This window comes from Paenibacillus sp. FSL R7-0198 (genome assembly GCF_038000415.1).
In the GTDB taxonomy this organism is placed as follows: Bacteria; Bacillota; Bacilli; order Paenibacillales; family Paenibacillaceae; genus Paenibacillus.
Window position 1 is genome coordinate 810,744 of the sequence record NZ_JBBOCB010000001.1, and the last position, 10,826, is coordinate 821,569.

Sequence of the window (10,826 nt, forward strand, 5' to 3'; positions counted from 1 at the left end):
CTGACGTCGAATATCCATTATCGTGTAACTTATCACATCAATATGTCATGAATATTACAATTCAATGAATTCTTCAAGCATATAACCAAATTTCTCATATTCACCTTTTTGCAATTCAACTTCATAAATGACATCATTCTCTTCAAAGCTGGTATCCACTACATCACCAATTTTGTAAAGTACCGACGTAAGATCACCACGTTCTGCCGGTATACGGAAGCGCTTCGTATCACCTGTCAGCTCTGTCTGAATGAATTCACGGATTTTAAGCAGATCCTCCGAGTCTAATGCGCTTACTTTAATATGGCCTTTATCCAATGGAAGCATCTCAAGCTGCTCTGGTGTGCACGCATCTTTTTTGTTATACAGGACTAACTGCGGCTTGTCCCCTGAACCAAGTTCTTGCAGAATCGTATTAACCGTCCGCATCTGATCTTCACGCATAGCTGATGAGGCGTCCACAACATGCAGGATCAGGTCTGCTTCATTCACTTCCTCCAGTGTTGCTCGGAATGCTGCAATCAGATCATGCGGTAGATTTTGAATAAATCCAACCGTGTCGGTAAGTACGATTTCTTTTCCACTTGGAAGTTCCATCGTACGTGATGTGGGATCCAATGTAGCGAATAGCTGATCTTGAATATACACATCTGCAGCCGTCAACTGCTTGAGCAAGGTTGATTTGCCAGCATTGGTATAACCAACAAGGGCCACCTGTACAATGCCTGTTTTTTTGCGGCGTTCACGATGTAACTTACGATGACGAGTCAATTCTTCCAGATGACGCTTCAGATCATCGATGCGACCACGGATGTGACGACGGTCTGTCTCCAGTTTGCTTTCACCTGGGCCCCTTGTTCCGATTCCTCCCCCGAGTCTGGACAGGTTCTTACCATGACCCGACAACCGTGGCAGCAAATAGCTATGTTGAGCCAATTCCACTTGAATGATACCTTCTCTAGTGTTGGCACGTTGTGCAAAGATGTCCAAAATCAGTTGGGTACGGTCAATAATTTTAAGATCGAGGGTTTCTTCCAGATTACGAACCTGTGCACCTGACAATTCCTGATCAAAAATAGCCGTAGTTGCTCCGAGCTCCTCCGCGATTAAACGGAGTTCTTCTACCTTACCTTTACCAATGAACCATTTGGTATCACGTTTTTCCCTGTTCTGAGAAAGTACACTTAGCACTTCCACTCCAGCTGTCTCGGCAAGTTTCACCAGTTCCTCTAAAGAGTACTCAGGGTTGATACCTGTACGTTTTACATCATCCGTAACAAGACTCACCAAGACGGCGCGATCTTTTTTGACCATATCTGTATCATGCGTGCCATTTGTCATGTATATGTTCACTCCCTCTAATTACTAAATTAATTCGTTAATATACATTGCCACGAATATGCCATGGCATGCCTTAAGCCGAACCGGTTGGCCCGGCCGGCTGGTGTAAAAACTATATTATCGCTTACTTTCGCTCAAAGTTCAAATCCTCTGTACGGATTGTCATCAGCTCCAGTTTTCCTGGACTGCCTTCCGAGTATTGTTCCAACAAACGAACCGCTTGATGCCTGATCGAACGCTCAATGGCATTACGAACGTATCTGGCGTTACTGAACGCATGCAGCGAATCATTTTTTTCCTGAAGCAAATGCTGCTTTAGCTTGAGTATGGTCTGTGGCATTAGAATATAATCACGCTCTTTGGCCATAATCTCAGAGATTTGAATCAACTGATCAATGCTATAGTCTGGAAACTCCACTTGAATGGGGAAGCGGGAAGGTAATCCGGGATTCGTCTGGAGAAAAAAATCAATTTCTTCCGAGTACCCGGCAAGAATCAGTATAAACTGATTTTTGTTATCTTCCATAGACTTAACAAGCGTATCAATAGCTTCCTTGCCAAAATCCTTCTCTCCCCCGCGGGCCAAACTGTAAGCTTCATCAATGAACAATATCCCACCGAGTGCCTTCTTAACCAGATCTCTTGTTTTCTGCGCCGTGTGACCGATATATTCTCCAACCAGATCCGCACGCTCTACTTCAATAAGATGCCCCTTACTCAACACACCCATCTTCTGAAAGAGTTTGGCAACGATCCTCGCCACGGTGGTCTTACCGGTCCCCGGATTGCCTTTGAAGATCATATGATACACGTGCGCACCACTAAGTAAGCCTGCTTCGGTACGCATCTGAGCAATCTGTAGGAAAGCATAGATCTCAAATACCAAGTCTTTGATATTTTCAAGTCCAACCAGTTGCTCCAATTCACCCTGTATCTCCTGGAAGTGTGCATGTTTGGTTATACTCTTGGCTGCCTGTACTGCCGCTGCTTCATCTTTGACCAACATCTGAGGTTCCTGGTTACGCAACACAATATTAATTTGTCTGGATGGTCTGCCTCCTGGTTGCTCTCCTGCAGCCATGACCCGTCCGTTCATTCGCCATCACCTCTATTTTATCGGGCTGAACTCTCCTGATTATTAATGTATTCTATCAGGTGCTCCAATATTAGAAGGATCATGAAGAATTCTACGGATAGGTACATGTATCAAATCTGAATGTTTTTTCGAAACTCTCCGTTCTCAAACAAACTCTTCCTATGCTTCAGCGATAACTGAAAGTACGGAAATACATGTGCATCAATGGCATGCAGCAGTTCCTTAGCCGTCTTGTTCGCCAGGTCATAATCACCCGTTGTAATATGTTTCCGTGACAGCGCATCTTCAAGCTCATCTTCATCCAGCAAAAATACTTCTCCATCTTTCAGTACAACGACATCCAGATACAGGTCATCAAACCAAGGAACACCCTGATCGGTTATCCCCTGACTACGACATGTATCAATATACCACTCTACAATCCGTTCCTGATCGTCAAACATCGCCGTTACAACAAAGTGCTCTCCCTTCGGATAGTATTGCAGCCAGGAATAACCTTTATCTGCGATACAGAAGGTACTGCCTCCATAAGTTTTCCACAGAGGTTCTTTCAAATCCTGTATGGTGTACAACGTAATATAACCTGTGAAAATTTTGGATTGAACGAACCGGCATGTGAATTGTCGGTTCGTAATCCGGCGCCAGTTCGCGCGGTCCCCGAATTTCCGTTTCATACGAACCCCTCTTTGCCGACTACAGGTCCGTGACCTGCTCTGATGTTATTGGTGAACAATGTAATAACGTCCGCCTGATGGATTCCAGCGCTCTGGGCCCGCCCTTGCACAACGTATTACGAATAGTTACAGCTTACCATATTTAAGGTTTACACTCAAAATCAAGCTTTGTCCCACCTATTCATCAAATCAGCTTCCATTACAGTTGGTTCCGTATAACAAAAAAAACTGCTTCACCGGTTTTCCCGGGAAGCAGTTTTTTAATGTAGCTATTTAGTGATTCATTGGCTTAACCGCCGGTTCCAGCTTGAGAATCTGCAGGTGCATCTGTTCCTCCAGTATCCCCACTCGTTCCGCTGTCCGGAGTTACAACCTCGCCCGGCGTTGTTACGGCCCCATCATCGGAGCCTTCACCGGTACCGCCTGGCTCTGTTGTCCCCTGGCCAGGTGGGGTCGTGTTTCCTCCCCCAGGTTGACCGTTTCCTTGGCCGGGTCCACCGTTATTGCCACCGTTGCCATTGTTTCCGTTGTTACCATTACCATTTCCGTTGTTGCCATTTTCATTTCCATTACCGTTATTACCGTTCGAGTTGCCATTATCCGGTGAACCATTGTCCGGATTCTCCGTACCTGGCTGCTCAGGATCTATCTCTGTTCCAGGGTCTATACCAGGATCAGGTTCCTCCGGCGGCATTTCCTGTGCTTCAATCATCAAGGAAATAGTGTTGGAAGGATCCGTCTCAAGTCCTGATGCCACATCGTAAGCTGTCACATAGTACTCATAGGTTAGACCAGGCAACGCACTTAAATCTTGTGCATTGGTCGCTCCTATTGCATCAATTAGATGAGTGAACTGGGCTTCAGATGTTTCTTTCCGATAAATCCGATATTGCGTACTTCCGTCACCCGTTCCAGTCCAACTCAGTGAGACAGTTTGTGCATTTGGGTCGTATGATCCACTCAGCCCACTAACGGACAGAGCTGGCTTTTCTGGTTCTTCTACTGGAGGAGGTGCTTGCCCTCCAGCTGGTGTTTTGAATTGCTTCACTGGAACGCCTTTTAAAGCATCTCCCATGACTTTGGCAAAGAAAGCTGCCGACAGCTTACTGCTGTTCTTAAGCATGTGATTGGCATCCGGATTGTCATAGCCCATCCAGACTGCAGCAGTCCATTCCGGTGTGTATCCAACAAACCATACATCACGGTTGGCACTGTTGCCAGAGATACCACTTTGAACAGTTCCTGTTTTACCCGCTACCGGACGATCTAGACGCGCTGAACGTCCCGTACCGTCATTAACAACGTTCTGCAGCATCTGTGTAAGCTGATACGCATTTTGCTCGCTCATGACACGAGTTGTGTCCGAGTTATCGTGTTTGTAAGTGGTTTTGCCTGCGCTATCCTTAATTTCCTTAATCGAATAGGCTTGTCGGTATTCTCCGAGGTTGGCAAATGCACTATAGGCTTGCGCCATTTCCAGTGTATTTGTACCTTTACTTAGACCACCGAGGGCAATCGCCAAGTTTTTGTCTTCATCTGTCAGCTGTATACCTACACTCTTGGCAAAATTAATGCCTGTGTTAACACCTATTTTATCAAGCAGCCAAACCGCAGGAATATTTTCCGATTTCGTAATGGCATCCGTCATACTGATCGTTGAAGAATATCCATGCAAGTTACCCGGACAATAGTTACCAAAACATTGCTTCGCATTACTCAGCGACGAGTTGGCACTGTAATTTCCTGACTCAAGCGCCGGTGCATAAGACACAATCGGTTTAAAAGCAGAACCTGGTTGTCTTCGACTCTGCGTAACACGGCTATAACCTTTAGTCTGATAATCACGCCCGCCCAAGAGGGCAACGAGACTGCCATTCTCGTGATTCATGATAACCATGGAGCCTTGAACCTGTTGATCATCTTTACTTGCCTCGAACAGACTATCATCTGTGAAGGCAGTTTCCATGGCTGTTTGAGCCTGAGCATCCATGGTTGTATAGATTTTGTATCCGCCGATATTCAGATCATCTTCCGTTTTACCTGTTACTCGTTCAGCTTCACGGAGCACATAATCAATAAAGGCTTGATACTTCATGTCTTTCTCAGGTCGCTTGTAGTTATAGTTAACTTCTTTTGCTTCATCCATCTCCGCCTTGGTAATGTAGCCTTGTTCATACATCAGCTGCAATACCACACCACGGCGTGCTTTAGAGTCGTTTGGATTGCTTACCGGGTTATAGGCAGATGGCCCTTTCGGCATAGCTGCCAATGTTGCAATTTGCCACAACTTCAACCTCTTGAGATCGGTAACTCCAAAATAAAATTCAGATGCCGCTTTAATCCCGTAACGCTGATGGCCGAAGAAAATCCGGTTCAGATACATCGTCAGGATTTCGTCTTTTGTGTACTTGCGCTCTAATGCCATGGCAATCGATACTTCCGTTGCTTTACGGAAGAACGTCTTGTCACGGGACAAGAACATGTTCTTGGCAAGCTGTTGGGTTAGTGTACTACCACCCTCCACCATGGAACGAGCCATGACGTCCTTAACCGCAGCACGCCCAATGGACCAGATGTCCACACCTTGGTGATCGTAGAAGCGTTTATCCTCCGTCGCAACAAAGGCTTGCTTCACCAATTCAGGAATATCGTCTTCTTTGACGGGCTCCAGCTTCTGAATGGATAGCTCCCCCATTAATTGGCCATTGCGATCATATACTTTTGAAGTTTCATTAATTGTAGTTTTGTCCTTGTTAGCTTTGAGCAGATTTTCACCACTCACCATAATAAATAAATATCCGCCTAGTGCACAGAATATGGCGATAGCCATTGTGAAAAACAGTGTCCATCCAACGCGTTTACCCGTAATTTTTTTCTTTTTAGAGGTCTTTGGCTTCGCTTTTTTGGGTGACTTGTTATTGTTGTTGCGATTGTTAGACCTCGACAACGGATCGTTTGGCATGTTACCTCCTGACTCCCTTTCGGTTGCATAATTTCTAATCGTCTGTAGGCTCAGGCATATATTAAACATATTTTGCCCGGAATGAAAAGAACAACCCTTTATTCAGGTTGCTCTGTTTCAATACCTATACTTGTAGACGAAATGATTGGTGAAAAGGTTTCGTAATTTTTTTAAGCTTCGCCGCTGTTATCTTGCTGCATCAGCGATACGCTGCGTTGCGGCGTGAACGTGGAGATGGCATGCTTGTAGACCATTTGCTGGCGTCCGTCGCTGTCAATGACGATCGTAAAATTGTCAAATGCCTTGATCGTCCCGCGGATTTGGAAGCCGTTGGTCAGATAGACCGTAGCAGGAATATTTTCTTTCCGCAGTTGGTTCAAGAACGTATCTTGGATGTTGATGGACTTGTTCATTAGCCGTACCCCCATTGGTTCATTTGAATTCGTGTTCAAGTAATATTCAATATCGCTGAGTAGCTTTCGTGCTATTATATCATGAACAGTTTCATATAATCCACAAAAACCCCTTGTCTGCTATTTTACCCCCATTCTTGGCGAGGTGAACAAATAGAAGACTTATCCATTATACACCGCTTGTCTGTTTTGCAAAAGAGGGACGAAATCTTCATTTTAAAGCACAATTATTCGTTGTTTAGCGAACGCTTAATCTCTACCATCTGTTCTAGTGATAAGTAAAAAAACTCTATCCTTTTGTTGACTAAAAGGTAGAGGTTTACATATCTTGATCTAATCGATGCCTGTCAGAAGATTACTAATAATCGCTCAAATCAATCAAATTTTCGTGTAATCAATTCACTTATCTGCTTGTATTTCCCTTCAAAATCTTGGGTATCCGTCATGTCCACCCATTCAATATCTTTCATATGACGGAACCAGGAAAGCTGCCGTTTGGCAAACCGACGTGTATCCCTCTTCAACCACTCAACCGCAGCTTCCCAACTCACTTCCCCTTGTAGGAACGCTGCAATCTCCTTATACCCCAGCCCTTGCATGGAAATATGACCTCTGGCCACTCCGCGTTCCAACAGAGACTTCACTTCATCCACCAGACCTTGTTCGATCATCAGATCAATCCGCTCTTCTACCCGGGCGTACAACTTCTGCCGATCCATTGTCAAACCAACAATAAGAAGGTCATAAGGCGACTCTTTCTTCTGTACTGCCAGCTGATCAGACCACTTCTCGCCTGTGAGATGATGGATCTCAAGCGCACGTACAATTCGCCGTTGGTCATTCGGATGCAGACGATCCGCACTAACGGGATCAACTTCCCTCAATCGATCATGAAGGGCCTGTGCTCCATATTGCTCCGCATAACTGAATTGTTCCTCTCTGAACGCTTCATCTGAACCGCTATCCGAAAATTGGAAGCCGTAACAAACGGATTCCACATACAGACCGGTGCCACCTACAATAAAAGGCATTTTCCCACGTTCATGAATTTCACTTATCAATCGGGTGCAACTTTCCTGAAACTCGGCCACAGAATAGGGGTACTCCGGTTCATGAATATCAATCAGATGATGAGGAACACCCTTCATTTCTTCAGAGGTAATCTTGGCTGTTCCGATATCCATTTCACGATATACCTGCATCGAATCTCCTGAGATAATCTCACAATTGAAAGCTTGGGCAAGCTCGATGCTCATTCTTGTTTTACCTACTGCTGTCGGCCCAACCAGCACAAGCAGTTTAGGTTTTGGTTTAACTTCCACTTTCAACATTAATCACTCCGTACAGGGTTTTTGCATTCGCCCGATCAAGTATTTCAAATCCGAGCCTGTCAAACTCCGCGCTGCCGCGCTTTTCTTTCATCACTACCCGTTTACGGGCAACCCGTTTCGCTTCCACAATACTCTGTTCATCCAGCGCATGAGCATTTGCATAATCTCGCAAGGGCTGTATAGCACTTGAATCCATCATTGGTTCACGGAACATGGGGTCAAAATATACAGTGTCACAGCTTCGATCCGGCATGGAACGCAGTAACTCAAGATGATCCACATGCCGCAGATCTATGCGCCGAAAAGCCTCATCCACCAAGGGTTGATTGCTCTTATAATGGGACATGCCCTCCAGCAGCAGGGTATAGAGCGGTTGAGAACTTTCACAGGCAATGACTTGTCCACTCTTCCCAGCCGCAACCGAAAATACCAGCGCATCTGAACCGAGTCCAGCGGTACAATCAACAATGGTGTCTCCCTCAAGCACCGAACCAGCTTCCAGCATAGGATCGGCTTCACCTCTTAGAACACGTTTAGCGCGAACAAATCCCATACTGGGGTGAAACTCAAGCTCCGTCGCATCTTTGCGAAACAAACGCGCTCTGCCATTGAGCACGACCAGTATTTCGTTGGTTCCACACTGTTCAATCAGTTTGGGTAAAGACGTTCTATTGCGCGGTACGTAGGTACCTCCTGTCGTTTCGGCAAGCTTACGCGCACGCTCCACCTGAGAGGCAATCTCCTTGTCACCGGTTGTAATGTACATAATGTCCCCCTAAATAGCTACATCACTCGTTTAAATAATTTTTCCAGATCATACGTTGAAAATGAAACCACAATCGGCCGCCCATGTGGACAAGTGTAGGGCTGACGACATGAACCCAAACGCTGAATTAGCACTTCTGCTTCCTGATCCGTCAGCTTCTGGTTGGCTTTGATGGACGCCTTGCAGGAGCACATAATAGATGCAGCTTCCCGCATCTTGGCCACATCTATGCTGCGTTCGCTAAGAACCCATTCGGACATTTCTTCGATAATGTCTTTCTCGTCCCCTTTAGGGAACCAGAACGGATGGGAGCGCACACGGAACGTCTGTCCACCAAAATGCTCCAAATATACACCTGCCTGCTCGAACCAGGCCAGTCTTGTTTTCAGTTTTTCGGTCTCTGAAGGTGTGAACTCCAGCGTAATCGGCAGCAATAACTCTTGTGAGGCCTGGGCAGGATTACCAAATTTCTCGTAATAGTACTCATAATTCACGCGTTCATGAGCGGCATGCTGATCAATCAAATATAAACCTTGGTCATTTTGCGCGATCAAATACGTACCATGATGCTGTCCGATCAGACTCAGCTCCGGAAATGCGGGCATGGATGCATCCGATTTCATAGCAGCAGCAAGTTTAGTGGCATCAGGCAGATTTGAAATTTTCCACGTTCGTTCTTCTCTCGCAATCGAAGATGGATTGTAGGATGTACGTGCTTCTCTAACCGGTGAAGTTACGGAATCGGAACGATAGGTAGCCGGTTTTCCTTCAGCCAGTGGTTTCTCTGTTGCTACACGATCCCCACCATCTTGAGAAGAGAGGTCAGATTTGGGAACAGTTTCGGTAGAACTTGTACTTGTACTTACATCCTTAGTGCCTTCTTGCACGTTAACGGATGTCTGCCCCCCGTCAAGACTAGTCCCCTTCTGCAAACTATCCCCATTCCAACTTTCTAACTGCTCAGGGGGATGTGTAACCTCAGGTGGAGCTTCGGGCAACGGCACGGTCTGCCCCTGTTCAGATACCTGCTGTGCTGCGGACACATCCGCTGGAGCATCCAAATCCAAATCATCATCTTCTGCAATCAACTTCAACAATGCACTGGCAGGTTTCCCGAGTGGGCCTTGTTGTCCATAGCCTTCTGCATCAGTTGAATCTTTCAGCGGACCACGTGGAAAGAGAAATTGTTCCTGAATGAAGGAGCTATCATCTCCACGTCGGATCTGCTGTTTTTTGACCTGTGGAATCAATACCTCCTGCCGGAGTATCCCTCGCAACGTCGTCTCTACGAATTCATAGAGTTCCGGTTCCTTGCTGAAGCGAACCTCCAGCTTAGCCGGATGCACGTTCACATCCACAAGGGAAGGATGCATCTCCAATTGCACCACGACAAGTGGGAAACGGTTAATGGGCAGCAAGGTATGGTAGGCCTTAAGAATAGCCTGATTGAGACCGTAATTGCGAACAAATCGGCCATTAACAATCGTCGACATCCCATTACGATTCGCTCGTGTCCATTCTGGCAGGCTGATCAGCCCACTCACACGGTAATCCAGACTTTCTCCCTGGATGGGAAGCATCGCTTTGGCAGCACTTGTCCCATAGATCGCTGCAACCACTTGCAGCAGATCGCCATTTCCCAACGTCTGAAGCAACACATTCTCATTATGGCGCAGTCTGAACGAAATATTGGGGTGAGACATCGCCATCCGGTAAAGAACATCTGATATATGTCCCAGTTCCGTCTGGATCGTTTTCATATATTTGAGTCTGGCTGGTGTATTGTAAAATAGTTCTCTCACTGCAAAATCTGTACCTTGGGGTGAGGTTGCATCTTCATGAGAGACAAGGTTCCCGCCTTCAATCACGATGCGGCGCCCCCGCCCATCATTGTCACTTGCCGACAATACCTCTACCTTGGATACTGCGGCGATACTCGCCAAGGCTTCTCCACGGAATCCAAGACTTGTGATCTGGAACAGATCTCGGCCATGGGCTATTTTGCTGGTCGCATGACGATAAAAGGCAGTTTCCATATCCTCTGGTTCGATACCTGAACCATTGTCTTTGACACGAATACTGAGGAGTCCGCCCTCTTCCACGGTTACTTCAATCTTGGTGGCGCCTGCATCCACCGAGTTTTCGAGCAACTCTTTGACAACCGAAGCAGGCCGTTCGACCACTTCACCCGCCGCAATCTGGTTGGCAATATGTTCATCAAGCACATGTATTTTCGCCACAGG

Annotated in this window: 8 protein-coding genes; all 8 read right to left on the reverse strand. The window is 46.3% G+C overall.

The annotated features are described in order from the left end of the window. Positions 1-54: 54 nt before the first annotated feature. The gene (gene hflX, locus MKY87_RS03345; protein WP_340962920.1) at positions 55-1,341 is read right to left on the reverse strand and encodes a GTPase HflX; all 1,287 of its coding nucleotides are present in this window, start codon (positions 1,339-1,341) and stop codon (positions 55-57) included. A 124-nt stretch (positions 1,342-1,465) separates the two neighbouring features. Then, positions 1,466-2,437, reverse strand: a complete 972-nt coding sequence (locus MKY87_RS03350) for an AAA family ATPase (RefSeq protein WP_062834999.1) — start codon at positions 2,435-2,437, stop codon at positions 1,466-1,468. Positions 2,438-2,547: 110 nt separating this feature from the next. Next, positions 2,548-3,111, reverse strand: coding sequence for a DUF402 domain-containing protein (locus tag MKY87_RS03355; protein WP_091029289.1), 564 nt, complete (start codon positions 3,109-3,111; stop codon positions 2,548-2,550). A 289-nt stretch (positions 3,112-3,400) separates the two neighbouring features. After that, positions 3,401-6,073 carry a PBP1A family penicillin-binding protein gene (locus tag MKY87_RS03360; protein ID WP_340962922.1) on the reverse strand — a complete coding sequence of 891 codons (2,673 nt, stop codon included), beginning with the start codon at positions 6,071-6,073 and terminating at the stop codon, positions 3,401-3,403. 170 nt (positions 6,074-6,243) lie between these two features. After that, on the reverse strand, positions 6,244-6,486 hold the full coding sequence (gene hfq / locus MKY87_RS03365; protein WP_017687918.1) for an RNA chaperone Hfq: 243 nt from the start codon (positions 6,484-6,486) through the stop codon (positions 6,244-6,246). 374 nt (positions 6,487-6,860) lie between these two features. Then, positions 6,861-7,817 carry a tRNA (adenosine(37)-N6)-dimethylallyltransferase MiaA gene (miaA, locus tag MKY87_RS03370; protein ID WP_307411331.1) on the reverse strand — a complete coding sequence of 319 codons (957 nt, stop codon included), beginning with the start codon at positions 7,815-7,817 and terminating at the stop codon, positions 6,861-6,863. Beyond that, entirely contained in the window at positions 7,798-8,583 is a 786-nt protein-coding gene (locus MKY87_RS03375) for a class I SAM-dependent methyltransferase (protein WP_339783234.1), read from the reverse strand. The genes miaA and MKY87_RS03375 overlap by 20 nt, the downstream gene beginning before the upstream one ends. A 17-nt stretch (positions 8,584-8,600) precedes the next feature. Then, entirely contained in the window at positions 8,601-10,823 is a 2,223-nt protein-coding gene (mutL, locus tag MKY87_RS03380) for a DNA mismatch repair endonuclease MutL (protein ID WP_340962923.1), read from the reverse strand. Positions 10,824-10,826 lie beyond the last annotated feature (3 nt).

Coding starts and splice junctions, on each gene's coding strand:
- hflX (WP_340962920.1), bottom strand. CDS start 1,341: ATGACAAATGGCACGCATGATACAGATATGGTCAAAAAAGATCGCGCC.
- MKY87_RS03350 (WP_062834999.1), bottom strand. CDS start 2,437: ATGAACGGACGGGTCATGGCTGCAGGAGAGCAACCAGGAGGCAGACCA.
- MKY87_RS03355 (WP_091029289.1), bottom strand. CDS start 3,111: ATGAAACGGAAATTCGGGGACCGCGCGAACTGGCGCCGGATTACGAAC.
- MKY87_RS03360 (WP_340962922.1), bottom strand. CDS start 6,073: ATGCCAAACGATCCGTTGTCGAGGTCTAACAATCGCAACAACAATAAC.
- hfq (WP_017687918.1), bottom strand. CDS start 6,486: ATGAACAAGTCCATCAACATCCAAGATACGTTCTTGAACCAACTGCGG.
- miaA (WP_307411331.1), bottom strand. CDS start 7,817: ATGTTGAAAGTGGAAGTTAAACCAAAACCTAAACTGCTTGTGCTGGTT.
- MKY87_RS03375 (WP_339783234.1), bottom strand. CDS start 8,583: ATGTACATTACAACCGGTGACAAGGAGATTGCCTCTCAGGTGGAGCGT.